This window comes from Nocardioides sp. WS12 (genome assembly GCF_014108865.1).
Lineage (GTDB): Bacteria > Actinomycetota > Actinomycetes > Propionibacteriales > Nocardioidaceae > Nocardioides.
Genome location: NZ_CP053928.1, coordinates 4,933,755 through 4,958,399, shown reverse-complemented (window position 1 = coordinate 4,958,399; position 24,645 = coordinate 4,933,755). Strand labels below are relative to the sequence as shown.

The following is a 24,645-nucleotide window of genomic DNA, read 5'->3' as shown; positions in this document are numbered from 1 at the left end:
GGGGTGCCGATGCCGCCGGAGTCAGGTGGGGGTGGCGAACACTTCGTAGCCGCGCTCGTCGACGCGCATCTCGACGCGGCATCCCCATTCGCGAGAGATGGCGAGCGCGAAGTCGAACGCCTCGGGCAGTCGGTAGCCAGTGCTTCCCAGCCACCCGTCGGGGCCGTCGTCGGGGTCGAGTTGGATGCGCGTGCTGGTCATCGCGGAGTCCCGTCTGCGGTGTCGCTGAACGCGAGCGTCTCGACGGTTATCCAGTCGCCCCGCGCGCGACGGACGGTGATGGTGAGGCCGTCGCGCTTGGCGTCGGCATGGGCGTCCTTGAGTCGCTTAAATCGGGCGTCGGCCGCTTCTTTGGCGGTGTAGCCGGACCACTCGTGGACGAGGTGGTACTTCGTTACGTGGCCGTCGTTGAACGTCGTCTCGTAGTGGACGTCAAGCCGAGCCGTGACGCCCGGCGAGGGGACAGGGCAACCGAGACCGGGTGCTCCGATACCGATGCCGCGGCCGACGTCAGCCATGAGCGAGTCCAAACCACCGCACCGCCGCAACGACAGCGACGATCACGACCACCGCGAGGCACAGGACCAGCCACACGGCCGCGCCCATCGCGTCGTCGAGCTCGGACAGGGAGGTGGTGGGGAGGTCGTCCTCGGGGGTGGTCATGAGGTCACCACCACGGCGAAAATGACCTCGACGTACTCGTCATCTGGCTGCATCCCAAACAGGCACAGTTCGCAGGATTCGTCGACCTCGTCGGAGTTCGGGTCCTTGCAGACGCACGTCAGTTCCTCGGACTCCTTGCGCAGCGTGACGACGACGTTGCCGCTGGAGATGTCCGTCTCGACGGCCTCCCACTCGCCATCGGGAGTCCGCATGTCAATCAGCGCGTGGGAGGCGGCGCGAAGGATGTCCTCGCGGCTACTCACGCCACCGCCCCCTTGCACGGCAGCGCTCGCACCCCGAGTTGGGCGAGCGGGATCGGGTGGCAGGCGCAGATGGCATCGGAGCCGCAGAGGTAGGCGTCGACCAGGGGTTCGGCGATGGTGGACGCGTGGAGGCAGGCGGGCTGGGTGCACTTGACGGCGATGAGCGGCATCAGTCCACCGGCCCGTCGTTGCTGTTGCCAACGGCGTCGAGCGTCGAGTGGTAGATATGACCTCGGTTCGGCGTGGGGTCGTGGTCGTCGGTGCGGACGCAGATGAGGGGACCGTCGGCTAGGTGGTGGGTGCAGGTCATGGGGTCACCGCCAGGAGGATGATCGCGACGGCATTGCAGATCGTGGCGAGGGCGAGGAGCAGCACCGCGATCAGCAGATCCCTGCTCACGACCTCACCTCGTCCGGGTCGCAGTCGGCGAGTCCGTGGGTGGCGCCGTCGGTCCAGATGCTGATGACGCCCGACGGGGAGGAGGTGGGCCTCGTCGCAGGCGCAGATGGTGGCGGTGGTGGTCATGCCTTCACCGCCCCAGCGACGCCCCAGACCGCAAGGGCCGGGTTGTCGGTCGCGAGGTCCATCGCCGCGAGATGCAGCGACACGAGGTCACGGAAGGACTCCGGCCGCAACAGGAGTGTTGCCTGCCACGCGCCGACGTTGTACGACTCGCTGGATCGCGAGCACCAGATTGCGAGGGTCTTCGCGTCCTCACTGACGGCGCTGCGATTGAGGTGGGTGAGGGGGCTCATGCCGGCCACCGGCCAACCTCGGCACGGGCACGGACGAAGTCGGCCTCGACCTGCTCGCGACGCTCGGGCTTGAAGAGGGCCGGCGCCTCGGTGATCGCGGCGTGCTCGGCGGCATTCGCCCGAACACGTGCGGCCCATGCTGCGGCCATGTTCTCGGCCAGTCGGGACGGTTCCATCGGTTACGCTCCTTGCTAGATATCTGGTGAGGTCGCGTCTGCTTCGAGGTGGCGCGGCCTCGCTGGTTTGGGTTAGGCGGCGGACTTGCCGTTGTGGTGCAGGGCGTAGAGGCGCATCCGGTCGTCCGCTCGCACGAACGTGATCGGGCCGGTGATCCCGAAGTTCTTCGCGATCCGGCCGGGCACTCGCTCGCGGTCTGCGGTCGGCATCCCGTGGGGGATGGCGAAGAGGAACGGGCTGTTGAACTTCACGAGGTGCTCCTTGCGGTTTGGGCGGCGGTGCGCCAGCGGCGGTAGACGGACTCCTTGTTGCCGTTGCCGCGAGAGACCGACCCGTCGAGCTGCGCGGGGATGTCGGTCTTGTCGAGGTAGCCGTCACGCCCGCACGCCGTGGACCACAGCGCCGAGATGCGACGCGTGTTCACGTCCGGGTCGTTGGCCTTGAGTCGGGCGGTCACCTTGCACGGGTGGACCAGACCGGCGTTCGCTTCGGCTTCCAGTCGGCAGGCTTCGCGGAACTGGTCAGCCAGATCGATGCCGAGCGGGGTCCAGTTGTCGGCTATGAGCGAGAGGAGATCCGGTTCGTCGAGGGGGTGGGTGCTGAGGGTGGTCATCCGAAGTCACCCGCTGCGAGCTTCACTGCCAGAGCGAAGAAGCTGAGGACGACGCCGCCAACGAGGAAGGCCAGCACCAGGTTTCCGAAGCCGAGGTCACGCCCCGCCGCGAAGAGGATCGCCGCCATCGGAATGACGAGCATTGCCGTGCCGAGGATCTGGAGCGCACTCACCACGCACCACCGAACACGCCACTGATCGACTGGCCGGCGTTCTCGACCTGCTCGAGGAGGGTCTGGTCGGGGGCGGCGTTGATGGCCGCCAGGACGCAGGCGATGACGACGGCGAGGAAGAGGAGGGCGAGGAGGAGTTTCATGACACTTCCCCCAGCAGGTCGAGGGAGTAGCGTCGGCGAGCCTCATCCGCGTGCTTCTGCAGCCGCTTGTCCGACGCGCCGTTCTGGATCATCGCGAAGTGGATGTCCTCGTAGTCAGCGGCGGTCCAGAGCGCGCGGTCGCGCCCCTTGAGATTCCAGCGCGGGTTCTCTGTGGCGATCGCTTCGCGCTCCTTGCCGAGCGCGTAGTCCTTGTCGTTGAAGACGACGTAGCGGGTGCGCTCGACCTGGTTAAACCACCACGAGCTGCCGCGGTGCTGGTCCATGCGCTGGCGAGGCGATGCGCTGCATCCGACGTAGATCAGGCGGTCATCGCCGTCGAAGCATCGGTAGACAAAGTGGGGCCGTAGGTCGGACGGCCGCATCAGCCGGCGTGCGTATGCCACCTCGCACTCGGGGCACATCGGCAGTGACTTCGTGTCCCGCGCCGCCCCGGGAATCCAGACGGTTCCGCAGTCAGCGACGAGGGGGTGCTTGTTCTTGCGCGCATCGTCGGTGCCGATGACATTGCAGTTGGCCGCGTAGTGCCTGTGGGTCTGCGTCAGAACGTGCGTGAGACTCACTGGTCGTCCTCCGATCCAACTCGCGTCTGGCCGCGAAGCCAGTCCTTGGCGTCGTCGACGAACACGCGAATTGCTCGCCCGACTCGGAACGCAGGGAGTTCCTGCTTGTTGATGGCTTCTCGGATCGTCGTTTCACTGACGTCCAGGAGGGCCGCGAGCGTCCGGACGGACGCCGCTATCTGCTGCTCGCTCATTCCGTGCCCGTGGGGCGAAGGTGGTGGCCGGGGATGCCGGGCTCGACCGGCTTCACCAGGGGGCCCTGCCAGACGAGGAGCGGTTCCAGTCCGAGGGCGTTGGCCCACGCAGTCAGGAGTCGGTCGCTAGCGGGCTTGTTGCCGTTCTCCACGTTCGAGAGGCCGGCATTGGTGATCGGGACGCCTTGCTCGCGGATCCGCTCAGCCAGTTGTTCCTGGGTGAGGGTCGTGAGCTTCGTCCGGACCTCCTTGAGGCGGACCATCGGTCCGAGGGGTTCGGTTGCTGGCATGTATCGATATTGAACGACAAGTAGCGACAAGTCAAGATACCGAGGTGATAAATAACGACAAGTTATCGATGACCTGCAGTACTACACCGTCGTAACTAGCGACCTGCGCCGACAAGGCATCGGCAACTTGTCGTTACTGGACTGGACTTGTCATGGGTTGTGGGGTCAGGCTCTAGCCATGAACGAGAACGGGTTACAGGCGATTGGCCGTGTCGCGAAGGCTCGCCGAGAGCGCCTGGGGCTGAACCAGGACGAACTCGCCCAGTACGGCGGCCCCAAGGTCGCGACGGTCGGCAAGTTCGAGCGTGCGGCGGCCGAGTCATTCCCGCTGCGGACTCAGCACCAGATCGAGAACGCCCTGGGCTGGACGCGCGGAACGGTCGAGGAGTTCGCCGCAGCGGTCGACGAGGGCGTCCTTGAGATGGGCGACTGGGAACACGAGCTTGTGGTTGAGAACATCCCGGACTTGAGTCGTCCCGTTGTGCCGGCGGGCGCCGACGCCGACCCGCTCGAGGTGAGCCAGGCCGTCGAAGCACTGGCTGGCATCGCGAGGCTGCTCGAGCCGGATCGACTGAGCGACGCGGTTCACGACGCCGTTCTGGCGATGCTTCCCTACCTGTCAGCCACGGGCGCCACCCGCCTCGGCCGCGACCTGCGCGCCGACCACGACCGCAAGGGAGGTGATGGAAATGCCGAGAATCGAGACCCCCGAGGTGCCGCCCCCATGACGTTGGGCGTAATCGACGACTCGAAGATCGTCACTCGACAAGACTCGCTAGAACATGGCGAGACGCCGCGTCCTGATCCTCAGGACTGAGGCTTTCGTCGATCAGGAGTACGCGACTCCTGGTCACGAACAGCCACCCTTCGCTCAGTACGGTCACGAAGATGATGCGGATGCCCTTGTCCGCGAGATCCAGCAAGCACACTGCGATTCCCACCAATCGCGGCGAAGGTTTCCCCGAGTCGCCTCGCATCTCCGACCCCATGCCGGACGATTCCTTTACTTCCCCGTGCCGCGGAGTCTGCCCGATGAGTCCGACACTTAGAAGGGGTTCGCCAAATCAGCACATGCTGAAACCCCTAGCGTCCTTGCGTGCCACGACCGCGCGGCGAGACGCCAGTTCCCGGAACGCGCGCAATCCGTGTCGACGATGCCCTGTGGCGAGAGGCCAAGCGCGTCTGCGATGACATGGGTACCAACCGGAACGCTGAGATCGTGAGGTTCCTCGAGCGCCTGGTCCGGGATCACCCGATCGTCACTGACGCCTGAGGCGAAATCCGACGGCTGGCTACATTTAAGGCTGTCGGGGGCCCTGATTCACGCTCAGGGCACGGGGATTAAAAGTCTCCTGCTCTGCCAATTGAGCTAGGGGCCCGAAATCCGTACCGGGGAACTGTAGCCAAGGGCTCCGGTCGGGCGGGGGAGTGGTCGTCGTCGAGGCAGGCTTATGGTGTCCGGCCGGTTACAGTGAAGATGTCGACACGCTTGTCGGCCACCTCAGGGCAGACGCCTCGTTGACCGTTGGGCACACCGCCCGGCCACGAAGCCCGTCGCCTCCTCTGAGCCTTACCAGAGGAATCGGCCTTGTCCTTGTTCATCAGCGACACCTTCGTCCCCGCGCAGCCCTTCGACCTCCCGGTCGGTTCGACCGCCGTCGTCTACTGCGAGTCGCAGTTCGGTGAGCAGGACGGCAAGACCGCCAACGGCCTCGTCCGGCACTCGGAGAAGTACGAGATCCTGAGCGTCATCGACAGCCTGCGGGCCGGCGCCGACTCCGGTCAGTTCCTCGACGGCACCCCGAACGGGATCCCGGTGCTGGCGTCGCTGCGCGAGGCGATCGCGCACGCCGGCCACGTGCCCGACTACCTGATCTGCGGCGTTGCTCCGGCCGACGGCCTGTTGTCCGACGACCAGCGCGTGGTCCTGCTCGACGGCATTGCTCGCGGGATGCACATCATCAACGGCCTGCACGAGTTCCTCAATGACGACGCCGAGTTCGTCGCGGCGGCACTCCTTGCCGAGGTCACCATCACCGACATCCGTCGCCCGAAGGCGAAGCGGGACCTGCACCTGTTCTCCGGGCGCATCTTCGACGTGACCTGCCCCAGGATCGCCGTACTCGGCACCGACGGCGCGATCGGCAAGCGCACCACCTCGACGCTCCTGGTCCAGGCGCTCAACGCGGCCGGCATCAAGGCCGTCATGGTCGGTACCGGCCAGACCACCCTGATCCAGGGTGGCAAGTACGGCGTCGCGCTGGACGCCCTCGTTCCGCAGTTCTGCTCCGGGGAGGTCGAGCACCAGGTGGTGGCGGCCTTCGAGGGCGAGGACCCCGACGTGATCGTGGTCGAGGGCCAGGGCGCGCTCAGCCACCCGGCCTACCTGACCTCGGGCCACATCCTCCGCGGCAGCCGCCCGGCCGGTGTGATCGTGCAGCACGCGCCGAAGCGCCGTGTCCTGGGCGACTTCCCGATGATGCCGATGCCGACCGTCGAGAGCGAGATCGCGATGATCGAGGCGTTCGCCGACACCCGCGTCATTGGCGTCACCATCAACCACGAGGAAATGACCGACGACGAGCTCACCACGTCGATCGCCCAGCACCGCCTGCACCTCGGGCTGCCGGTCACCGACCCGTTGACCCGTCCCGGTTCCGACCTGGTCGAGATGGTGCTCAAGGCGTTCCCCGAGCTGGAGCGGGCGCGCGTCGCCAGCCCCGCCGCGGTGTGAGCAGTCCCCGACTCGAGATCGACCTCGACAAGCTCGAGGGCAACACCCGCGTCCTGGTGGATCGGCTGGGTCCCGCGGGGATCCGGGTCACCGGTGTCACCAAGGCCGTCCTGGGTTCGCCCGCCGTGGGAGCAGCGATGCTCCGCGGCGGCGCCGAGGGGTTGGCTGACTCCCGGGTCGCCAATCTCGAGCGACTGGCTGGGCTGGACGGACAGACGTCACGCACGTTGATCCGTTCGCCCATGCTCAGTCAGGTCGGGGACGTCGTACGCACGGCGACGTGCAGCTTGAACACGGAGGCCGTCGTACTCCGGGAGCTGGACCGCGCCGCCGAGGCGGCCGGGCTCCGTCACGACGTCGTCCTGATGGTCGAGCTCGGGGACCTGCGCGAGGGCATTCCCGTCGACGACGTGGCCGCCGCCGTCCGCCTGGTACTGGCCGCGCCGTCCCTGCAGCTCGTCGGCCTCGGCGCCAACCTGGCCTGCCAGAACGGCGTCGTACCCGACGACCGGAACATGGGCGTCCTCAGCGACCTGGTCGCCACCATCGAGACGTCGTACGACGTCGCGCTCACCACCGTTTCCGGCGGCAACTCGGCGAACCTCGACTGGGCGGCCTCGTCGGGGAGCATCGGCCGGATCAACGACCTGCGGCTGGGCGAGGCGATCCTGCTCGGCGTCGAGCCCCTCCATCGCACGCCGATCGAGGGCCTGTCCGGCGATGCGTTCGCCCTGTTCGGTGAGGTGATCGAACGCGTCGACAAGCCGTTCCAGCCGTGGGGTAACCGGGCGCAGTCCGCCTTCGGCGGCGTCCCTGATCGGGTCGGCAGCGGCACCGTTCGCCAGGCGATCGTCGCGCTCGGCCGACAGGACACCGACCCCGACGGGCTGATGCCGCCCGAGGGGATCACGGTCCTCGGGATGAGCAGCGACCACCTGGTGCTGGACCTCGGTGACCACGCCGCTGTGGTCGGCGACGAGATCCGTTTCGGCCTCGGGTACGGCGCCCTGGTCCGGGCGGCGACGTCGCCGTTCGTGACGTTGGTTGAACGAATGGGCTGTTAGCAGGGACGTCACGTGTGCGTAGCAGAACCTTCATGCACGAGCGCAAGATCGTGGCATTGGAGAGGTTTCGCGGTCACCTGCAATTGATAGGGTCGATCTCGCAGCGAATGCAGTTCGAAGGTGAACGCCTGCGGAGCAGTGTGGCCGACGGCGTATCTGGTTTGTGGTGTCCCATCACGGGTCGGAGCGACGTGTCATCGCATGAGTTGCGGGTCGCCGAGGTGGCGGCTCTCGCCCCGACACAAGGAGTAACGAGCACAATGGCTCAGGGCACCGTCAAGTGGTTCAGCGCCGAAAAGGGCTTCGGATTCATCGAGCAGGAGGGCGGCGGCGACGACGTCTTCGTTCATTTCTCTGCGATCCAGTCCAACGGCTACAAGTCCCTCGAGGACAACCAGAAGGTCGAGTTCGACGTCACCCAGGGCCCCAAGGGGCCCCAGGCGGAGAACGTCCGTCCCCTCTGACCGGGACCGATCTGATCTGAGAAGACCTCGCGTCTTCGGTGAGGCCCCGCCCGTCGGCGGGGCCTCACGAATTTTTGCTGAACTTTAGGGTTTACGGGAGGTGGTTGGAGGGAAGATGGTGCCTGAAGACCGTCTGGACGAGGCGTGAGGAGGGACCATGGGCGACCAGTTCGACGTGACCCTCGAGGACGGCGACCTCCTGGTGGAGGTCGAACTGACCACGAACCTGATCATCGCCGCGAGCGCCTCCGATGACCGGTTGCCCATGGAGGAGATCGACCGGATCCTGGGCGTCGCTCCGTTGAGCGCCTGACCCTCTAGTTGGCGGAGTGGGCCTTGAACCCACGCAGCCGCAGGCTGTTCGACACCACGAACACCGACGAGAACGCCATGGCCGCGCCGGCGAGCATCGGGTTGAGCAGGCCGGCGGCAGCCAGGGGCAGCGCGGCGACGTTGTACGCGAACGCCCAGAACAGGTTGCCCTTGATCGTGCCGAGCGTGCGACGGGACAGGCGGATGGCGTCGACCGCCACCCGCAGGTCCCCTCGGACCAGGGTGAGGTCGCTGGCCTCGATCGCCACGTCGGTGCCGGTGCCCATCGCCAGGCCGAGGTCGGCCTGCGCCAGGGCCGCGGCATCGTTGACGCCGTCGCCGATCATCGCGACCACCTTGCCCTCGCCCTGGAGCCGCTTGACCACGTCGACCTTGTCGGCGGGCAGGACGTCGGCGAACACGTCGACCTCGTCGATGCCCACTTCGGCGGCCACGGTCCGCGCCACGGCCGCGTTGTCGCCGGTGAGGAGCACGGGTCGCAGGCCGAGTGCGCGCAGTTCACGGATCGCGGTGGCCGAGGTTGCCTTGACCGCGTCGGCGACCACGACGACTCCACGCGCCTTGCCGTCCCAACCGACCGCGACGGCGGTGCCGCCCGTCGACTGGGCGTCCTCGAGCGCCGTCTTCAACTCGGGGGTGAGGTGCTGGGACCACTCCGCGAGCAGTTGCGGGCGCCCGACCAGGACGGCGTGGCTCGCGGTGCTGTCGGCGACGTCGACGAGGACACCCTGGACCCCGAGTCCTTCGATGTTGGTGAAGTCCTCGACCTCGGGGAGGGAGCCGTGCTCGTCCCGGGCCGCGTCGGCGATGGCCCGGGCGATCGGATGCTCCGAGGCGTCCTCGAGCGCGCCGGCGTACCGCAACACCTCGGAGGCGTCCTCGTCGTCGGCCGCGATCACTGCACGCAGGGTCATCCTTCCGGTGGTGACCGTGCCGGTCTTGTCGAGCACGACGGTGTCGACCATGCGGGTGGACTCCAGCACCTCGGGACCCTTGATCAGGATGCCGAGTTGCGCGCCGCGGCCGGTGCCGACCATGAGGGCGGTCGGCGTCGCCAGGCCGAGGGCGCAGGGGCAGGCGATGATCAGGACAGCGACCGCTGCGGTGAACGCCGTTGCCAGGCCGTTGCCGGTGCCGAGCCAGAATCCGAGCGTCCCGGCCGCGAGCAGGATGACGATCGGCACGAAGATGCCGGAGACCCGGTCGGCCAGACGCTGGACCTGGGCCTTGCCGTTCTGTGCGTCCTCGACCAACCGCGCCATCTGCGCGAGTTGGGTGTCACTGCCGATGCGCGTCGCTCGCACGACCAGGCGACCGCCGGCATTGACGGTCGCGCCGACCACGGTGTCCCCGGGGCTGACTTCGACCGGCACGGACTCGCCGGTGAGCATCGACGCATCCACCGCCGACGTACCGCGTTCGATCACGCCGTCGGTGGCGATCTTCTCGCCCGGGCGTACGACGAACAGGTCGCCGGCCGCGAGCTGCTCGACCGGCACGCTCGTCTCGGTGGTGCCATCGGCTCCGAGCACCGCGACGTCCTTGGCGCCGAGCGTGAGCAGAGCCCGCAACGCTGAGCCGGCCCTGCGCTTGGACCGCTGCTCGAAGTAGCGGCCCGCGAGGATGAAGGTGGTGACGCCCGCGGCGGCTTCGAGATAGATGTTGCCGCTGCCGTCGCTGCGCTCGATGGTGAACTCGAAGGGGTGGGTCATGCCCGGGGTGCCGGCGGTGCCCCAGAACAGTGCGTACAGCGACCACCCGAGCGCGGCCAGGGTGCCGAGGGAGATCAGCGTGTCCATGGTCGAGGTGCCGTGGCGCAGGTTGGTCCACGCCGCCTTGTGGAACGGCCAGGCGCCCCATGCCACCACCGGCGCGGCAAGTGTCAGCGACAACCACTGCCAGTTGGTGAACTGCAGCGCCGGGACCATCGCCATCGCGATCACCGGGACCGTCAGGACCGCCGAGATGACCAGCCGTTGGCGCAGCACCTGGAGCGCGTGTTCCTCGGGTGATGCGGCCGCGCCGGTCCCCGGGTCCGCCTGGGGCGGCTGGGGGAGCCGAGCGCCGTACCCGGCCTGCTCGACGGCTGCGACCAGTGCCTCGGGCGCCACGGCGGGGTCGAAGGTGACCTTCGCCTTCTCGGTGGCGTAGTTGACCGTGGCGCTGACGCCTTCGAGCTTGTTGAGCTTGCGCTCGATCCGGTTGGCGCAGGACGCGCAGGTCATCCCGGTGATCGCCAGCTCGATCTGCTGGTCAGTGCTGGTGTCCACTGCTCTCTCCGTGTTCGGTCTCGGACGGTGCGGTGTCCCCGGGGGTCGCGGCTCCGCCGGTGGTGACGGTGAAGGCTGCGGTGCGGACGACGCCGTTGTGCTGGAAGTCCAGGTAGAGGTGGTAGGTCCCTGCGCTGGGGACGGCGGTGTGGAAGACCACGTCGGGACCGGGCTTCGTGGTGCCGTCGTCGGGCTCACCGTCGGGGTGGACGTGGAGGTAGGCGAGGTCGCCGGCGCGCAGCGCGACGAGGTGGCCGTACGCGCCGAGGTACGGCTGGAGGTCGGTGACCGGCTCGCCGTTCCTGGTGACGCTCAGCGTGAGCTTCGCGTCGGCTCCCGCTGTCAGGTCTCCGTCGAGGGTGACCTCGTAGCCGTCGACCGTTGCCGTGCGGTTCTCGGGTGCGGGATCGGCAGGCTGGTGGTCGCCGCTGACGGCCAGATCGGTGCCGAGCGTGAGCGGGTCCGCGCCGCTGGCCTTGAAGTCGGCGAAGAGGCGCCAGGTCCCCGGTGTGAGGTCGAGGTCGATCGACCACACCCCGGTCTTCTCGTCGAGGACGGGGTGGACGTGCTGGAAGCCGGTGAAGTCGCGACGGACGGCGATCAGATGCAGCTGCTTCTCGTGCTCCACGTCGTACGACATCACCGGGTCGCCGTCGGGTCCGGTGATCGTGAACGCGACCGTCCGGTCCCGGCCGGCCGGGGAGCCCGGCTCGGCGAGCGCGAGCGTGTAGCCGTCCTGGGAGACCATGAGTCCTTCTGGGATCTCGGTGCCGCCGTCGCCGGCGGGGGTGAGGTGCACGCGGCCGTCGCCGGAGGCGTGCGCGTCGTCGTGAGCAGCGGGCTCGTCGTCCACCGGGCCGATGGCGCGGCCGACGACGAGGGCGAGCCCGAAGATGGCGGCGATGGCGGCCAGGAAGCCCGCGACCTTGACCGGGGTGCTCATGCGAGCTGGTAGCCGGCTTCCTCGACGGCAGCCCTGACGGCTGCATCGTCGAGGACCTCGGCGCTGGTGATGGTGACGGCACCGGTGGGCAGGTCGATCGCGACGTCCTGGACGCCGGGGATCTCCTGGACCTCCTCGGTGACCGAGGCGACGCAGTGGCCGCAGGTCATGCCGGTGACGGTGTAGGTGGCGGTCTGGTTCATGGCGGGTTCCTTCCGGGATTCAAGTGAGGGGATCGACGGTGTTCATGATGTTCAGGAGCGGACGAGGCGCGCGATCGCGTCGGAGGCTTCCTTGAGCTTGATCTGGGCCTCGTCGCCGCCGGCTGCGACCGCGTTCACGACGCAGTGCGCCATGTGCTCGTCGAGCAGGCCGAGTGCGACGGCCTCGAGTGCCTTCGTCATCGCCGAGATCTGGGTGAGGATGTCGATGCAGTACTTCTCCTCCTCGACCATCCGCTGCAGCCCGCGGGCCTGGCCCTCGATGCGGCGCAGCCGCTTGAGGTAGTCCGCCTTGGTGTTGTTGGCGATGTAGCTGTGCTGGTGGGCCTCGGTCATCGGGCTGTCCTTCTCGGCGAGTGTCTCGGTCATTCTCAGGGTACCCCCCTCCGGTATTTCGTGGTAGCGTCCGCCTTCGTTGGAATACGTTACCCCCCTAGGGTATTTAACGCAAGTACGACGTCCGGAATCGCCCCGCGCGTACTGGCCAGTGTCGGGCCGAAGGTGGCGACGGTGACCGGGCTGGTCCTGCTCGCTGCCGGGCTGGGCTGGCTCGCGCTGATCGATCCCGACGGCTCCTATATGCGGTCGACTCTGTCGCGGAGCGGTCTTCGTCGTACCAACCGAATTCGGGGCCACTAGCCCGAATCCACCCCGAATTTGGTTGGTACGACGCTCAGCCAGCCTGCCGGCGCAGCCATAGCTCCCGCTGCGACTCGTCCAGCGCTCGACGTTTCGCGACCGTCGATGTGTCCACCCACGACGACGGCAGGTCGAGCGTCCAGTTCGTCGTCAGGGGCCGCGCTGCCGCACGGCGATAGGCATTGTCCAGCCGCCACTCGAATGCCGACTTGTCGCGGAGGTCGGTGGACATCATCGAGACCATCTCGAGGCCGAGTTGGCGGCAGATCTCCTCGCGGTTCAGGTCCCGATGACCAACCCTGAGATTGAGGTGGACGGCACCGTTGTACTCGCCGAGCACCCCGGCCACCGGATCGAACAGATCGGGTGTCAGCAGGTGCCGTCCGTTCAAGTCGAAGATCGGGCGATTGCACAGGGGGCGATCAAAGCCGCGACCCGTCCACAGTCGACGCATGGTCACCTCCATCGGTGACCATGCGTTCTCGTCGGCCTGAGCAAGCGCACGTCGCAGCCGACGTACGCCCGGTCGGCTCGGCAGACGGCTCACGTAGTCCTCGAGACCCAGCAGGTCGATCTGATCGCCGGCTGCTGCCATGTCGATGATCTGGGTCGCTTCCTCGTCGCTTCGTGCCCGACGAGCGGCGAAGGTGACAGAGCGATCGGGGCGGGTGATCGGCAGGCCGTCGACCCAGATGATGTCGTCCTCGAACAGCCAATCGGCGGAAATGACGATGCCACGGGCGCCTCGCCAGGTTGCACGCGTCATTGACGGCAACAGGTACGGGCAGGTCGCTCCCATCTCTCGCCCGGCCGTCGAACCATCTGGTCCTGGTCCAGTGCAGGGCTGCCCAGCCGGTGATGGCAGCACCCGGTGGCAGGCCAACGGCGGCCTCGACAATGCGCTGTTCGGTGGTGACGACAATGTTGGCTCTGGTGAACCGCCCCGGAGAGGTCGTCCGACACCGGGGGCCGCGCGCCTGGTCTGGCGTCGGTCCGGTGATCCCCGCCGGATCGGCGCGCACCGGAAGAACGATGCCCGCCCTGGTGATGTGCAGATCCATCGGCCCAGCATCGCTGCGGCCCGCCAAACGTGCTGTTCGTTCTCCACAGGTTGGCTGGCTGGGCGTCGTACCAACCGAATTCGGGGCCACTAGCCCGAATCCACCCCGAATCTGGTTGGTACGACGCCGAACCCAGCTCAGCAGGTGGCGAAGAGGACCGGGCCCTTGTTCAGGTCAGACAGCACGAACGTGCCCTCGGCCGGCTCCAGCTCCATGGTCAGCGTGGTGCCGGTCGCGGCGACCTTCCCGAGCGTGAACCGTTCGGGGAAGGTGCCGCCCTGGCCGGGGGCCGGGCCGGCGGCCAGCTTCGAGCGGCTGTCGGCATCGGTGCGGGCCTGGTCCTCGTTCTCGAACGACATCGCCACGCGTACGTCGCCCGCGGGCTGCGCAGCGATCGCGAAGCCGGTCAGCGGGTGGACCTCGCCGGCGGCTTCGACCAACTCGGCGCCGCGGGTGCGGTCGGCCGGGTCGGCCCCGCTCATCGAGAGCTCCGAGCACGCGTAGTCGCCGGTGTAGGCCGAGGCGCTCAGCGCCGGGCCAGCAGCCTCGACGACCTCGGCGATGCCGTCAGTGCTCTCACCGCGCTCGACGTCGCGGTGCTCTGCGAGGAAGGCCGCTTCGTCGCTGCCGAACACCAGGCCGGCGTCCTCGTCGATCTGGAGGTACGCGAGTTGAGGGGTGACCGGCCCGTCCAGCGTCTCCAGCAGGTCGACCCCGCCGTTCCACACGCCGTCGGCCTGGTCGGGCTTCTCGAAGCCGATCTCCTCGAGGCGCGACCGGAGGGCGTCGACGTCGTAGTCGTCGGGCAATCCGAGGATCGTGAGGGCGCCGTCCTTGCCCTGGGCGAAGAGCTCCCACTCGATGTTCGCGGGGGAGAACCCGAAGGTCGACTGCAGCGTGGGCGCGGACTCGGCGAGGGCCGTCGTCGCGGACAGGTCGCGGTCGAAGGCGTCGAGCAGGAAGCCGGACAGTTCCTCGGCCGAGGACGACGCCGAGAGGTCGGCGTCGAGTTCCTCGCGCACGCCGGCCCAGTCGGTCCAGCTGAACCGTTCGGAGGTCTTCGGGGCGAGCGTCGCGGCTTCGGCGAACCGGCTGGCGTCGTCGCGGGTGAGCCGCCAGGCCACTGTACCGGCCACGGCGACGAGCAGGAGGACGAGGCCGACGACGACCCAACGGGACCTGGCCCTGAAGGCGGTCAGACGGCGCAACACCGAAGGGGTCTCCTCAACTCGGTCGATCTGATGTGAGACTAGGCCACGTGCCCGACATCCTTGCTGCCGGCGTCGTGGTGTTCCGGCCCGGTCGTGAGGTGCTGCTCGTCCACCGTCCCAAGTACGACGACTGGTCGTTCCCGAAGGGCAAGCTGGATCGAGCCGAGCACCCCACCGCCGCCGCGGTGAGGGAAGTGGCGGAGGAGACCGGCGTGCACGCGCGTCTCGGTCCGCCGCTGCCGACCCAGCGCTACCCGGTCGGCAGCCGGATGAAGACCGTCTACTACTGGACCGGCCGCGTGGTCGGTGATGACGACGTCTCCCAGTACCGGCCCAACCACGAGATCGACCAGGTCCGGTGGGTGCCGTTCGACGAGGCGCCGAAGCTGCTGACCTACGACCGCGACCGGGAGACCCTCGCCGCTGCGCTGCGGGTTCGCCGCAAGACCCGGGCGGTCGTCGTACTCCGGCACGCGCAGGCGCGCTCCCGCACTGCCTGGAAGGGCGACGACGCGGCCCGCACCCTGCTGCGCACCGGTGAGCTTCAGGCCGACCGCCTCGTCCCCCTGCTGGCGGCGTACGACGTCACGCGGGTCGTGACCTCGACCAGCACCCGCTGCGTGCAGACCGTCCACCCGTTCGCGCAGATGGCGGGCTACGACCTGGACCTGCGGCGCCGGCTGAGCGAGGAGCACGCCACGGAGCGCGCCGTCACCCGGATCGTCGAGGAGCTCGTGGAGACCGACCAGGGTGCGGTGGTGTGCACGCATCGCCCCGTCCTCGAGTGGGTGTACGACGCCCTCGGGCTGGACAGCGCGAGGGGCACTCCGCCCCTGGAGGCCGCCGAGATGCTGGTGCTCCACGTGCGCAAGGGAGCGGTCGTCGCGGTCGAGCGACACCGCCCCCGTTTCGTGGTCTGAGACCTGGACCACGCCGAAATGCCGCCCCGACCGCCACTGTTCACCATGCGTTCAGATCGGCCGGGGACTTGCGTTACCGACGCTCCCTAACTTCTCAGTTGTCCAGTACGAATCGGGGGGCCCCGACAAGACAAAAGCCCCTCACCTCTGAGAGGCAAGTTCCTTGAAGCTCAACACCATTCGCAACGCCGCGATCCCCGGTATTGCTGCGCTCGCCCTGCTCATGAGCGCCTGTGGCGCGTCCAACGAGGACGGCGGCGACGCCGCGTCCAGCGACCTGAGCGGCAACCTCAAGGGCGGCGGCGCGACGTCGCAGGAGAAGGCCCAGGAGGCGTGGAAGACCGCGTTCCAGGGCAAGAACAGCGGCCTGACCATCGACTACTCGCTGCTCGGCTCGACGGACGGCCGCGGCCAGTTCATCGCCAAGGCGCTGTCCTTCGCCGGCACCGACTCCTACATCAAGGACGAGGAGCTCGCGTCCGCCAAGGAGCGTTGTGGCGGAAACATCATCGAGGTCCCGGCCTACATCTCCTCGATCGCCATCGCTTTCAACCTCAAGGGTGTCGACGAGCTCAAGCTCGACGCCGCCACGATCGCCAAGATCTTCGCGGGCAAGATCACCAAGTGGAACGACGCTGCGATCGCCGCGACCAACGAGGGTGTCGAGCTGCCTGACACGAAGATCACCGCGGTGCACCGCGCCGACGACTCGGGCACCACGAAGAACTTCACCGACTACCTCGGCAAGACGGCGGAGCAGGACTGGGCCTACGAGGCCGAGGACGCCTTCCCGGTTTCCGGTGGTCTCTCCGCTGAGGGCACCTCGGGTGTCGTCAAGCAGATCGCCGACATCGACGGCGCTATCGGTTACGCCGACGCCAGCCAGGCCACCGACCTCAGCCACGTCTCGGTCAAGGTCGGCGAGGAGTTCGTTGCCCCGTCGCCCGAAGGTGCCGCGAAGACCGTCTCGGTCTCCCCGATCGTTGAGGGCCGCGACGAGACCGACATCGCTGTCGACGTCGACCGCAACACCACCGAGGCCGGCGCCTACCCGGTGATCCTGCTGTCGTACCTGCTCGCTTGCGAGACGTACGACGACGCTGCCGAGGCCGCCAACGTCAAGGGCTACCTCGAGTACATCGTCTCCGACGAGGGCCAGGCTGCTTCGTCCGACTTCGCGGGTTCCGCGAAGCTCGCGCCGGAGACCGCCACCAAGGCGCAGGAGATCGTGGCGGGCATCTCCGCCAAGTGATCCATCTGAGGGGTGAGGACGGCGATCCCGTCCTCACCCCTCAGCCCGTGGGGCAGCAGCCCCGCAAAGCCATCCACCCCCCGAACCTGAGGTGAATCCAGTGACAGCCCCCACCGCCGAGATCGAGGAGCAGCCCAACGACTGGGTGAGCGTCCGCGGTGGCGTCGGCGACCGCATCTTCTCCGGTCTGGCCCTCTCCGCGGGTCTGGCGATCATGGCCGCGCTGGCCGGAGTCTTCATCTTCCTGGCCCTCAAGGGTGCCTCGGGCTTCACCAAGTCCGGGGACGTCTATGGTCCGCACGCCGAGAGCTTCCTGGGTTACGTCTTCCCGCTGCTCGTCGGTACGTTCACCGCCTCGATCATCGCGTTGATCATCGCTGTCCCCCTTGCCTTCGGGATCGCGCTGGTCATCAGCCACTACGCGCCGCGGTGGATCGCGACGCCGGTCGCCTACGTGATCGACCTGCTGGCCGCCGTACCGTCGGTCGTCTATGGCCTCTGGGGGGCGTTCTACCTCGCCAAGAAGCTCGTGCCGATGCACGACTGGCTGCACGAGCACCTCGGCTTCATCCCGCTCTTCGGCGAGCCGAGCACGGCCGGTCGCACCGTCCTGACCGCCGGCATCGTGCTGGCCATCATGATCCTCCCGATCATCACCGCGATCTCGCGCGAGGTCTTCTCGCGCACCCCCCGCCTGCACGAGGAGGCCGCGTTGGCCCTCGGTGCCACGCGCTGGGAGATGATCCGGATGACGGTCTTCCCGTACTCCCGTTCGGGCATGGTTTCGGCCGTCATGCTCGGCCTGGGCCGCGCGCTCGGCGAAACGATGGCCGTGACGATGGTCCTGTCGGTCGGCTTCGACCTGTCGTGGAACATCATCGCGCAGTCCAGCCCGACGTCGATCGCGGCCAACATCGCGCTCAAGTACAAGGAGCGCAGCGCCGACCTGCTCAACGTGCTCGTGGCCACCGGCCTCGTGCTCTTCCTGCTGACCTTCCTGGTGAACTTCGCAGCGCGATGGATCATCGGCCGTAGCGAAAGGCGGATGGCGCGATGACGACGCTCGAACAGGCGCCCGCCGACCGGGTCCACATCCCGCTGACCCACCCGCGCCTTCCGCAGCGCGCGGAGCTGATCGTCGCCGGCATTGCCGCGGCCTTCGGTGCCCTGCTGCTGGTGCTCGGTACGTCGACCGTCGGCGCCGCGATCCTTGCCGGGGTCGCCTTCCTGGTGGTCCTCCCGATCTGGTCGCTCGCGGTCGAAGGCCGTCGCGGCGCCACTGACCGGTTGATGACCGGCCTGATCTGGACCACGTTCATCGTTGCGATCGTGCCGTTGGCCTCGCTGCTGTGGCGCGTGATCGACCAGGGGGCAGGCCGGATCGACGGCACCTTCCTGAGCTACTCGTTCTTCAAGACCCAGATCGACCAGCCCGTCGGCATCTATCACGCGATCATCGGCACCCTGCTGGTGACGCTGGGTGCGGCGCTGATCTCGGTGCCTGTCGGTGTGATGGCTGCCGTGTACCTCGTCGAGTACGGCAAGAAGAACAAGATAGCCAAGGTGATCACCTTCCTGGTCGACGTGATGACGGGCATCCCGTCGATCGTCGCGGGCCTGTTCGCCTTCGCGGTGTTCACGCTGATCTTCGGTCCGGCCTACGTGTCCGGCTTCGGTGGCTCTGTGGCGCTCTCGCTGCTGATGATCCCGATCGTCGTACGGGCCACCGAGGAAATGCTGATGCTCGTCCCGGACGAGCTGCGCGAGGCGGCCTACGCCCTCGGTACGCCGAAGTGGAAGACGATCGTCCGGATCGTGCTCCCCACGGCGCTCGGCGGGATCCTCACCGGCATCACGCTGGCGACCTCGCGGGTCATCGGCGAGACGGCCCCGTTGCTGCTCATCGCAGGTGCGACCGACAAGACGAACATGAATCTGTTCGACGGCGCAATGACGACCCTGCCGGTGCTGATCTACGGTCAGAACGTCCGTGGCGACGCGCCCGCGGAGGCCATCGCCTGGGGCGCCGCGTTCATCCTCATCCTCATCGTGATGGTGCTCAACCTGGTAGCACGCATCGTCGGCAAGATCTTCGCCCCGAAAAAGGGTTGAGAGGGAGTTTCATCATGGCCAAGAGCATCGACGTCTCCGACGTCAACATCTACTACAGCGACTTCCTCGCCGTGGAGGGCGTCAACATGACGATCCGCGCGGGTGCGGTCACCGCCTTCATCGGTCCGTCGGGTTGTGGCAAGTCCACGTTCCTGCGGTCGCTGAACCGCATGCACGAGGTCATCCCCGGCGCCCGGGTCGAGGGCAAGATCGTCGTCGACGGCCAGGACCTGTACGACGCCAACGTGGACCCGGTGGCCGTCCGGCGCCAGGTCGGCATGGTCTTCCAGCGGCCCAACCCGTTCCCCACCATGTCGATTGCCGACAACGTGGTTGCGGGCCTCAAGCTCAACTCGGGCCGCATGTCGAAGTCCCAGACCGACGACGTCGTCGAGAAGTCGCTGCGCGGCGCCAACCTCTGGAACGAGGTCAAGGACCGGTTGAACAAGCCGGGCATGGGTCTCTCCGGTGGTCAGCAGCAGCGGCTCTGCATCGCCCGCGCGATCGCGGTCGAACCGCAGATCCTGTTGATGGACGAGCCGTGCTCGGCGCTCGACCCGATCTCGACCTCGGCCATCGAGGACCTGATCCACGAGCTCAAGAAGGACTACACGATCGTCATCGTGACCCACAACATGCAGCAGGCTGCGCGGGTCTCGGACGACACCGGCTTCTTCAACCTCAAGGCGACCGGCGAGCCCGGCCAACTGGTCGAGTTCAACCCGACGAAGAAGATGTTCGCGAACCCCGATGACCCGTCGACCGAGGCCTACATCTCCGGCCGCTTCGGCTGATGGACGCCCGCCGGCAGTCGATCCGCGCTTACCTGCGTCGCTGGACGGAGTCGGCGGGGGCGCAGTTGCTGGTGGTCGATCCGGCTGATGACGAGAGCGGGCTCGCCGAGGCGATGGCCGGTCACGGCGTGCACGTGACCTGGGTGGGCGACACCCTGGACGGACTCGTCGAGTTCGGTCGCATCGACCCGCACGCGGTCGTGGTCGCGCCGGACGCCCCGGGCATCGCGGCCGGTGACTTCGTCACCCGCATCCGTCGCCACGGCTCGCCCTACGTCATCGCGAGCTCGGACGGTCTCGGGGACGGTGCCCGCGGGCAGTCGGACGCGATCGGCCCGCTGATGCTCGCAGGAGCCTCGGCCGTCGTACTCCGGCCGTATGCGGCGCAGCAGGTCTGGGACCTGATGACCCACGCGCCGCGCTCTGTCGCCGATCACGCCACGCTCGAAGTGGGTCCGATCGAGCTGGACGCCACTGCCTTCACCGTGCGGGTGGGCGGTGAACGGATCGCCGACCTGCCCCTGAAGGAGTTCGAGCTGCTCCGGGCCCTGATGCTGGCCTCGCCCGGTGTGGTCACCGACGAGGAACTGCGCGAAGCGATCTGGGGCGCCAGTGAGCGCCGCCCCGGGGGCAACACCATCGCCATGCACGTCACCCGGTTGCGGGCCCGCCTGGGCGACGTCGCCGTCGTACGACGGATCCGCGGGCGGGGCTACAGTCTCACCGTCGACTCAGCCTGACCCGCCTCCTACAACAAGAAGAGCGCGAGGATCTCGTAGCAGGCCCAGGCTGCCAGCGCCGCGGCCGGGAACGTCGAGACCCAGGCGGTGAGGATCGTGCGGGCCATGCCCCACTTGACCGCGTTGAACCGCTTGGTCGCACCCGCACCCATGACGGCCGAGGTGATCGTGTGGGTTGTCGAGATCGGCGCGTGGAAGATGAACGCCGTCGAGTAGAGCACGGTGGCACCGACGGACTCGGCCGCGAAGCCGCGCGGCGGGTCCAGGTCGATGATCTTGCGACCGAGCGTGCGCATGATGCGCCAGCCGCCGGCGTAGGTGCCGGCCGAGATCGCGCCTGCGGCGAGGAGGACGACCCAGATGGGCAGCGTCTCGATGTCGTACGTCGCGGGATAGGCGATGACGAGCGTCAGCAGGATCACGCCCATCGTCTTCTGGGCGTCCTGCAGGCCGTGACCGAGGGCGAGGGCGGCGGCCGAGACCGTCTGCATGCCCCGGAAGCCGCGGTTGATCTTGTGCGGGTTGCCCTTGCGGAAGATCCACATGATCGACAACATCACGATGAAGGCGGCGCAGAAGCCGAAGAGCGGCGACAACACCATCGGGATCAGGACCTTCTGGACGATGGTCTCCCACTTGACGGCCACGCCGCCGGCGATCGCGGCTCCCACGAGACCACCGATGAGGGCGTGCGAAGAGGACGACGGGAGGCCGTAGTACCAGGTGATCAGGTTCCAGATGATGGCACCGAGCAGGCCGGCCATCACGACCACGAGCCCGTGATTGACCGTGAGTCCGGCCAGTGTCCTGCCGGCATCGTCCGTGATCGTGATGACATCAGCCACCGTCTTGGCGACTTCCTGGCCCAGCAGCGCGCCGATGAAGTTCATGATCGCAGCCAGCGTCAGGGCGATCCGCGGTGTGAGCGCACGGGTCGACACCGACGTGGCGATGGCGTTCGCCGCGTCATGGAAGCCGTTGGTGTAGTCGAACACGAGCGCGATGACGACCACGGCGATCACGATCGCCAGGGTGAGGCTCACGCTCAGCCTTCCTTGACGGCGATCTGCTCCACGATGTTGGCGACCCGCTCGAAGGCGTCGATGGCGCCCTCGAGGGACTCCACGATGTCCTTGAGCTTGAGGACCTCGATCGTGGCGAACTCACCGGAGAACAACTTGGCCAGGGTCCGCCGGTGATTGCGGTCACCGGTGTTCTCGAGGCGGTTGATCTCGATCCAGTAGTCGTCGAGTGACTGCATCGACTGGAGGCGCGGCATGGCCGCAGTCGTCAGTTCGGCGCAGCGCTGGAGCACCTCGACCTGCTCGGAGAGCTCCGGCGGCAGCGTCTTGACCTCGTACAGCAGGATCAGGTCGACGGCCTCGTCCATCATGTCCATGCAGTCGTCGAGGCCCGACCCGAGCGCGTAGATGTCCTCGCGGTCGAAGGGGGTGACGAAGGTGCTGTTCACCTTCTTGACGATCGAGTGCGTGGTCTCGTCGCAGGCGTGTTCGGCGGCGCGCATGCGCTCGGCGACGTCGGCCTTGTCGGAGTCGTCGGACAGCATTTCGGCGAGGAGCTCGGCTCCACCCACCAGATGCTGAGCCGACTCCGCGAAGAGTACGTAGAAGGAGTTATCGACCGGACGTAGACGCAGACCCACAAGTACTCCCGTTGAGGCGGAGACGAACGGCTTCATGCTAGGGGGAAACGTTCGGATGAACGCAAACCCCCAGCACCGCAGACAGTGTGGCACGTCCCACGCTCAATGGCGCAACGGTGCACCCTCTCCGTGTTCGGGCAGGTCAGAGGGGGTTTGGCCGCCCGCGCGAGGCGCCCACGACCGCAGGATCAGAGCAAAAGTCGGCGATGCCGCTGGGCCTCGATCAGGGTCTCCTGGAGGTGAATTTCGCCGTCATTGCGCTTCCATTGGCCGTCCGCGCCGAGTTCCCAGGCCTGGGTGGTGGGCGCGAAGGCGAGGTCCAGCAGGCGTCGTACCTCGTCGCGACTCTGCGCGGGGAGTCGGACCAGCACCTCGACCCGGCGGTCCAGGTTGCGGTGCATCATGTCGGCGGAGCCGATCCAGGTGACGGGCTCGCCGCCGCCCTCGAAGTCGAAGATCCGGCTGTGCTCCAGGAACCGACCGAGGATGGAGCGGACCTTGATGTTCTCGCTCAGCCCGGGGACACCGGGGCGCAGCGCGCAGATGCCGCGGACGAGCAGCTCGACGCGCACGCCCTCGCAGGAGGCGAGGTAGAGCGCGTCGATGAGCGGCTCGTCGACGATGGAGTTCGCCTTGATCCGGACACCGGCGGGCCGCCCCGCCTGGTGGTGCGCGATCTCGGCATGGATCTGGTCGATCAGGCCGCTGCGCACGGAATCCGGCGCCACCAGCAGTTCCTCGTACGTCGCCTTGCGTGACCAGCCGGACAGGTTGTTGAACAGGTGGGCGACGTCCTCGCCGATGGCCTCGTTCGTCGTGAGCAGGCCGAGGTCCTCGTAGGTGCGGGAGGTCTTCGGGTTGTAGTTGCCCGTACCGATGTGGGTGTAGCGCCGGATGCCCTCGGGCTCGTCGCGGACCACCATGGCGAGCTTGCAGTGGGTCTTGAGTCCGACCAGGCCGTGGACGACGTGACAGCCCGCCTGCTCGAGCTTTCGGGCCCAGCGGATGTTGGCCTGTTCGTCGAAGCGCGCCTTGATCTCGACCAGCACCAGCACCTGCTTGCCGGCCTCGGCGGCATCGATGAGGGCGTCGATGATCGGCGAGTCACCGGAGGTCCGGTAGAGCGTCTGCTTGATCGCCAGCACGTGGGGGTCCGCGGCGGCCTGCTCAATGAACCGCTGCACGGACGTCGCGAACGAGTCGTAGGGGTGGTGCAGCAGGACGTCGCGGCGCCGCAACGCCTTGAAGACATCGACCGGTGCAGCCGACTCCACCTCGGCCAGCCGGGTGTGGGTGACCGGCACGTACGAGGGGTACTTCAGGTCCTCGCGCGGCAGGTCGGCGATCGAGTGCAGCCCACGCAGGTCGAGCGGACCCGGGAGCCGGAAGACCTCTTCCTCGGTCACGTCAAGTTCGGAGACGAGCAGTTCGAGCACCGACGGGTCGATCGACTCCTCGACCTCCAGACGCACCGGCGGGCCGAACTTGCGGCGGAGCAGTTCCTTCTCCAGTGCCGCGAGGAGGTTCTCGGCGTCGTCCTCCTCGACCTCCAGGTCCTCGTTGCGGGTGACCCGGAAGGTGTGCACCTCGAGCACGTCCATGCCGGGGAACAGCCGGCCGAGGTGGGCGCCGATGACGTCTTCGAGCGGGACGAAACGGGCGTTGCCGAGGGAGACGAAGCGGTCGAAGTTCGACGGCACCTTCACGCGCGCGAAGAGTTCCTTGCCGGACTTCGGATTGCGGATCAGGACCGCGAGATTGAGCGAAAGGCCCGAAATGTAGGGGAATGGGTGGGCCGGGTCGACGGCGAGCGGCGTCAGGACCGGGAACACGCGCTCCTTGAAGAGTCGCTTGCAGAACTTCTGTTCATCGCGTTCGAGATCGGCCCAGCGGACCAGTTCGATGCCCTCGTCGCGCAGGGCAGGCACGATCTGGTGGTGGAAGATGTCGGTCTGCCGGCGGCTGAGGTCGGACGTCTGGGACCAGATCGCCTCGAGCACCTCACGCGGCATCATTCCGCTCGCTGCCCGAACCGCCAGGCCGGTTGCGATCCGGCGCTTGAGGCCGGCCACCCGGACCATGAAGAACTCATCGAGATTGCTGGTGAAGATGGCCAGGAAGCGGGCCCGCTCGAGGAGGGGGAGTTCTTCGTCCTCCGCCAGTTCGAGCACCCGCTCGTTGAAGTGGAGCCAGGAGAGTTCCCGGTCCAGGAACCGGTCAGCGGCCGCCGCAATCGTCTCCTCCAGTGCGGGTGAGGGCACGTAGGAGGGGACGGCCGAGAGGACGGGCGCCTCGGGGGTCGCGGGGACAGGGTGCTGCTCGGTGGACATGAATCGAGTGTGGCAGTTCAGGGTGAACGGAAGGTGACCACG

The 24,645-nt window shown here is 67.5% G+C and carries 35 protein-coding genes; 12 read left to right on the top strand and 23 right to left on the bottom strand.

Features of this window, described 5'->3' with window-relative positions:
* Positions 1-21: 21 nt before the first annotated feature.
* The 14 genes from HRC28_RS23965 to HRC28_RS23900 form a co-directional block, all read right to left on the bottom strand.
* The gene (locus HRC28_RS23965) at positions 22-201 is read right to left on the bottom strand and encodes a hypothetical protein (protein ID WP_182377857.1); all 180 of its coding nucleotides are present in this window, start codon (positions 199-201) and stop codon (positions 22-24) included.
* The gene (locus HRC28_RS23960; RefSeq protein WP_182377856.1) at positions 198-518 is read right to left on the bottom strand and encodes a hypothetical protein; all 321 of its coding nucleotides are present in this window, start codon (positions 516-518) and stop codon (positions 198-200) included. The genes HRC28_RS23965 and HRC28_RS23960 overlap by 4 nt, the downstream gene beginning before the upstream one ends.
* Complete coding sequence (locus HRC28_RS23955; RefSeq protein ID WP_182377855.1) at positions 511-663, bottom strand: hypothetical protein; 153 nt, start codon at positions 661-663, stop codon at positions 511-513. The genes HRC28_RS23960 and HRC28_RS23955 overlap by 8 nt, the downstream gene beginning before the upstream one ends.
* Positions 660-926, bottom strand: coding sequence for a hypothetical protein (locus HRC28_RS23950; protein WP_182377854.1), 267 nt, complete (start codon positions 924-926; stop codon positions 660-662). Before HRC28_RS23950 ends, HRC28_RS23955 begins: the two co-directional genes overlap by 4 nt.
* Positions 923-1,096 carry a hypothetical protein gene (locus HRC28_RS23945; RefSeq protein WP_182377853.1) on the bottom strand — a complete coding sequence of 58 codons (174 nt, stop codon included), beginning with the start codon at positions 1,094-1,096 and terminating at the stop codon, positions 923-925. Before HRC28_RS23945 ends, HRC28_RS23950 begins: the two co-directional genes overlap by 4 nt.
* A gap of 351 nt (positions 1,097-1,447) precedes the next feature.
* The gene (locus HRC28_RS23940) at positions 1,448-1,681 is read right to left on the bottom strand and encodes a hypothetical protein (RefSeq protein WP_182377852.1); all 234 of its coding nucleotides are present in this window, start codon (positions 1,679-1,681) and stop codon (positions 1,448-1,450) included.
* Positions 1,678-1,857: a hypothetical protein gene (locus HRC28_RS23935; RefSeq protein WP_182377851.1), complete on the bottom strand. Its 180-nt coding sequence runs from the start codon at positions 1,855-1,857 to the stop codon at positions 1,678-1,680. The genes HRC28_RS23940 and HRC28_RS23935 overlap by 4 nt, the downstream gene beginning before the upstream one ends.
* 72 nt (positions 1,858-1,929) lie before the next feature.
* Positions 1,930-2,109: a hypothetical protein gene (locus tag HRC28_RS23930; RefSeq protein WP_182377850.1), complete on the bottom strand. Its 180-nt coding sequence runs from the start codon at positions 2,107-2,109 to the stop codon at positions 1,930-1,932.
* The gene (locus HRC28_RS23925) at positions 2,106-2,471 is read right to left on the bottom strand and encodes a hypothetical protein (protein WP_182377849.1); all 366 of its coding nucleotides are present in this window, start codon (positions 2,469-2,471) and stop codon (positions 2,106-2,108) included. The genes HRC28_RS23930 and HRC28_RS23925 overlap by 4 nt, the downstream gene beginning before the upstream one ends.
* Positions 2,468-2,644, bottom strand: a complete 177-nt coding sequence (locus tag HRC28_RS23920; protein WP_182377848.1) for a hypothetical protein — start codon at positions 2,642-2,644, stop codon at positions 2,468-2,470. The genes HRC28_RS23925 and HRC28_RS23920 overlap by 4 nt, the downstream gene beginning before the upstream one ends.
* Positions 2,641-2,787: a hypothetical protein gene (locus HRC28_RS23915; protein WP_182377847.1), complete on the bottom strand. Its 147-nt coding sequence runs from the start codon at positions 2,785-2,787 to the stop codon at positions 2,641-2,643. The genes HRC28_RS23920 and HRC28_RS23915 overlap by 4 nt, the downstream gene beginning before the upstream one ends.
* Positions 2,784-3,368: a DUF3039 domain-containing protein gene (locus HRC28_RS25210; RefSeq protein ID WP_202033167.1), complete on the bottom strand. Its 585-nt coding sequence runs from the start codon at positions 3,366-3,368 to the stop codon at positions 2,784-2,786. Before HRC28_RS25210 ends, HRC28_RS23915 begins: the two co-directional genes overlap by 4 nt.
* Entirely contained in the window at positions 3,365-3,562 is a 198-nt protein-coding gene (locus tag HRC28_RS23905; protein WP_182377846.1) for a helix-turn-helix domain-containing protein, read from the bottom strand. Before HRC28_RS23905 ends, HRC28_RS25210 begins: the two co-directional genes overlap by 4 nt.
* The gene (locus HRC28_RS23900) at positions 3,559-3,852 is read right to left on the bottom strand and encodes a helix-turn-helix transcriptional regulator (RefSeq protein WP_182377845.1); all 294 of its coding nucleotides are present in this window, start codon (positions 3,850-3,852) and stop codon (positions 3,559-3,561) included. The genes HRC28_RS23905 and HRC28_RS23900 overlap by 4 nt, the downstream gene beginning before the upstream one ends.
* Positions 3,853-4,030: 178 nt before the next feature.
* On the opposite strand from HRC28_RS23900, the gene HRC28_RS23895 reads away from it, so the two are divergent.
* From HRC28_RS23895 to HRC28_RS23875, 5 genes are all read left to right on the top strand, one after another.
* Positions 4,031-4,669: a helix-turn-helix domain-containing protein gene (locus HRC28_RS23895; RefSeq protein WP_182377844.1), complete on the top strand. Its 639-nt coding sequence runs from the start codon at positions 4,031-4,033 to the stop codon at positions 4,667-4,669.
* A gap of 771 nt (positions 4,670-5,440) precedes the next feature.
* Positions 5,441-6,586: a DUF1611 domain-containing protein gene (locus HRC28_RS23890; RefSeq protein WP_182377843.1), complete on the top strand. Its 1,146-nt coding sequence runs from the start codon at positions 5,441-5,443 to the stop codon at positions 6,584-6,586.
* Positions 6,583-7,650, top strand: a complete 1,068-nt coding sequence (locus HRC28_RS23885; protein ID WP_182377842.1) for an alanine/ornithine racemase family PLP-dependent enzyme — start codon at positions 6,583-6,585, stop codon at positions 7,648-7,650. Before HRC28_RS23890 ends, HRC28_RS23885 begins: the two co-directional genes overlap by 4 nt.
* Positions 7,651-7,910: 260 nt before the next feature.
* Entirely contained in the window at positions 7,911-8,114 is a 204-nt protein-coding gene (locus tag HRC28_RS23880) for a cold-shock protein (RefSeq protein WP_056749414.1), read from the top strand.
* 157 nt (positions 8,115-8,271) lie between these two features.
* Positions 8,272-8,427 (top strand): hypothetical protein, encoded by a 156-nt coding sequence (locus HRC28_RS23875; RefSeq protein ID WP_182377841.1) that lies wholly within the window; start codon positions 8,272-8,274, stop codon positions 8,425-8,427.
* A 4-nt stretch (positions 8,428-8,431) separates the two neighbouring features.
* Here HRC28_RS23875 and HRC28_RS23870 read toward each other — a convergent pair whose 3' ends face one another.
* Genes HRC28_RS23870 through HRC28_RS23855 form a run of 4 tightly spaced genes read right to left on the bottom strand, consistent with a single transcriptional unit; the run spans position 8,432 to position 12,217 of the window.
* Positions 8,432-10,717: a heavy metal translocating P-type ATPase gene (locus tag HRC28_RS23870; RefSeq protein ID WP_272902650.1), complete on the bottom strand. Its 2,286-nt coding sequence runs from the start codon at positions 10,715-10,717 to the stop codon at positions 8,432-8,434.
* A complete protein-coding gene (locus tag HRC28_RS23865; RefSeq protein ID WP_182377840.1) occupies positions 10,701-11,660 on the bottom strand; it encodes a hypothetical protein in 960 nt (319 codons plus the stop codon). Before HRC28_RS23865 ends, HRC28_RS23870 begins: the two co-directional genes overlap by 17 nt.
* The gene (locus HRC28_RS23860; RefSeq protein ID WP_182377839.1) at positions 11,657-11,863 is read right to left on the bottom strand and encodes a heavy-metal-associated domain-containing protein; all 207 of its coding nucleotides are present in this window, start codon (positions 11,861-11,863) and stop codon (positions 11,657-11,659) included. The genes HRC28_RS23865 and HRC28_RS23860 overlap by 4 nt, the downstream gene beginning before the upstream one ends.
* Before the next feature lie 51 nt (positions 11,864-11,914).
* Positions 11,915-12,217 carry a metal-sensitive transcriptional regulator gene (locus tag HRC28_RS23855; protein WP_182380950.1) on the bottom strand — a complete coding sequence of 101 codons (303 nt, stop codon included), beginning with the start codon at positions 12,215-12,217 and terminating at the stop codon, positions 11,915-11,917.
* 174 nt (positions 12,218-12,391) lie between these two features.
* Here HRC28_RS23855 and HRC28_RS25700 point away from each other — a divergent pair, with 174 nt between their 5' ends.
* On the top strand, positions 12,392-12,520 hold the full coding sequence (locus HRC28_RS25700) for a hypothetical protein (protein ID WP_272902649.1): 129 nt from the start codon (positions 12,392-12,394) through the stop codon (positions 12,518-12,520).
* Between the two features lie 34 nt (positions 12,521-12,554).
* Here the strand turns inward: HRC28_RS25700 and HRC28_RS23850 are convergent, their stop codons facing one another.
* A complete protein-coding gene (locus HRC28_RS23850) occupies positions 12,555-13,319 on the bottom strand; it encodes a hypothetical protein (RefSeq protein ID WP_237111632.1) in 765 nt (254 codons plus the stop codon).
* A gap of 399 nt (positions 13,320-13,718) precedes the next feature.
* A complete protein-coding gene (locus HRC28_RS23845; protein WP_182377838.1) occupies positions 13,719-14,792 on the bottom strand; it encodes a hypothetical protein in 1,074 nt (357 codons plus the stop codon).
* Between the two features lie 47 nt (positions 14,793-14,839).
* Here HRC28_RS23845 and HRC28_RS23840 point away from each other — a divergent pair, with 47 nt between their 5' ends.
* From HRC28_RS23840 to HRC28_RS23815, 6 genes are all read left to right on the top strand, one after another.
* Entirely contained in the window at positions 14,840-15,712 is an 873-nt protein-coding gene (locus HRC28_RS23840) for an NUDIX domain-containing protein (protein ID WP_182377837.1), read from the top strand.
* 163 nt (positions 15,713-15,875) lie between these two features.
* Positions 15,876-16,964, top strand: coding sequence for a phosphate ABC transporter substrate-binding protein PstS (locus HRC28_RS23835; protein WP_202033166.1), 1,089 nt, complete (start codon positions 15,876-15,878; stop codon positions 16,962-16,964).
* 100 nt (positions 16,965-17,064) lie between these two features.
* A complete protein-coding gene (pstC, locus tag HRC28_RS23830) occupies positions 17,065-18,021 on the top strand; it encodes a phosphate ABC transporter permease subunit PstC (RefSeq protein ID WP_182377836.1) in 957 nt (318 codons plus the stop codon).
* Positions 18,018-19,076 (top strand): phosphate ABC transporter permease PstA, encoded by a 1,059-nt coding sequence (pstA, locus tag HRC28_RS23825; RefSeq protein ID WP_182377835.1) that lies wholly within the window; start codon positions 18,018-18,020, stop codon positions 19,074-19,076. The genes pstC and pstA overlap by 4 nt, the downstream gene beginning before the upstream one ends.
* A gap of 14 nt (positions 19,077-19,090) precedes the next feature.
* On the top strand, positions 19,091-19,870 hold the full coding sequence (pstB, locus tag HRC28_RS23820; protein WP_182377834.1) for a phosphate ABC transporter ATP-binding protein PstB: 780 nt from the start codon (positions 19,091-19,093) through the stop codon (positions 19,868-19,870).
* On the top strand, positions 19,870-20,610 hold the full coding sequence (locus HRC28_RS23815; protein WP_182377833.1) for a winged helix-turn-helix domain-containing protein: 741 nt from the start codon (positions 19,870-19,872) through the stop codon (positions 20,608-20,610). The genes pstB and HRC28_RS23815 overlap by 1 nt, the downstream gene beginning before the upstream one ends.
* 8 nt (positions 20,611-20,618) lie before the next feature.
* On the opposite strand, the gene HRC28_RS23810 is transcribed toward HRC28_RS23815, so the two are convergent.
* The 3 genes from HRC28_RS23810 to HRC28_RS23800 all read right to left on the bottom strand — a co-directional run bounded on the left by HRC28_RS23810 (position 20,619) and on the right by HRC28_RS23800 (position 24,603).
* Entirely contained in the window at positions 20,619-21,653 is a 1,035-nt protein-coding gene (locus tag HRC28_RS23810; RefSeq protein WP_182377832.1) for an inorganic phosphate transporter, read from the bottom strand.
* Positions 21,654-21,655: 2 nt separating this feature from the next.
* Entirely contained in the window at positions 21,656-22,273 is a 618-nt protein-coding gene (locus HRC28_RS23805; protein ID WP_182380946.1) for a DUF47 family protein, read from the bottom strand.
* Between the two features lie 188 nt (positions 22,274-22,461).
* Positions 22,462-24,603, bottom strand: coding sequence for an RNA degradosome polyphosphate kinase (locus HRC28_RS23800; RefSeq protein ID WP_182377831.1), 2,142 nt, complete (start codon positions 24,601-24,603; stop codon positions 22,462-22,464).
* Positions 24,604-24,645: the final 42 nt, after the last annotated feature.